Here is a 1,116-nt window from a genome sequence, read left to right as displayed (position 1 = left end):
GGCGTAGCACATTCTCCTGCTGCCGGGGTGAAGGTGTAAGTTGTTGTTCCGATCACACTGGTATTGATCACAGCTGGTGACCAGGTACCATTGATTCCGTTGTTGGATGTAGCTGGCAGCGCCGGTGCCACACTATTCTGACAAAGTGCTCCGATCGCGTCGAAGGAAGGTGTCACAGCAGGTGTTACAGTGATGTCGATGCTGACCGGTGCAGCACACTGGCCGGCATCCGGTATGAAGGTGTAAGTGCCCGAATTAATATTGTTCACAATAACCGGTACCCATGAACCAGTGATGCCATTGAGTGAAGCAGCTGGCAGTACCGGTGCAGTTGATCCGGCACAGAACGCTGGTATAGCAGTGAATGTCGGTGTGATCTGGTCGGTGATGGTTACGTCGATGCTGACCGGGGTCGCACACTCGCCTGTTGCCGGCGTAAAGGTATAAGTTGAAGTTCCAGTTGTAGCAGTATTGATTACAGCCGGACTCCATGTACCATTAACACCGTTGAGTGAAGTAGCTGGCAGAGCCGGCGCAGCGCTGTTTAGGCAGAGTGCTGCGATCGGATCGAAAGTTGGGGTAACGGCTGGTGTTACCGTGATATCGATGGTTACAGGTTCGGCACACTGGCCGGCATCCGGAATAAAGGAATAGGTTCCGGATGTTGTATTACTGATGATGGCAGGAATCCAGGTACCGGTGATACCATTGAGTGAAGCAGCTGGCAGTACCGGTGCAGTTGTGCCGGCACAGAAGGCTGGTATTGCTGCAAAGGTTGGAGTAATAGCCGGTGTTACGGTAATGTCTATGCTTACTGGTGCCGCACACTGTCCGGCGTCTGGGGTAAAGGTATAAGTTCCGGAAGCGGTATTGCTCACCACTGCAGGTGACCAGGTACCGGTAATGCCGTTGAGTGAAGCAGATGGCAGCACTGGCGCTGTTGCTCCCACACAGAATGAAACAATCGGATCAAATGCCGGTGTGATCTGATCAGTGATGGTGATATCGATAGTTGTCGGAACACCGCAACCAACAGCATCCGGGGTGAAGGTGTAGGTGGTGGTGCCGATCACACTGGTGTTCACTGCTGCCGGGCTCCAGGTACCACTGATGCTG

General features: G+C 53.4%; 1 pseudogene. It reads right to left on the bottom strand.

The annotated features are described in order from the left end of the window. Positions 1-1,116: pseudogene (locus FPE01S_RS26075) on the bottom strand (gliding motility-associated C-terminal domain-containing protein); the annotation flags it as partial.

The sequence above is a fragment of the Flavihumibacter petaseus NBRC 106054 genome, assembly GCF_000974785.1.
GTDB lineage: Bacteria > Bacteroidota > Bacteroidia > Chitinophagales > Chitinophagaceae > Flavihumibacter > Flavihumibacter petaseus.
The sequence above is the reverse complement of the archived record's forward strand: the minus strand, read 5'-3'. Positions and strand labels throughout refer to the sequence as shown.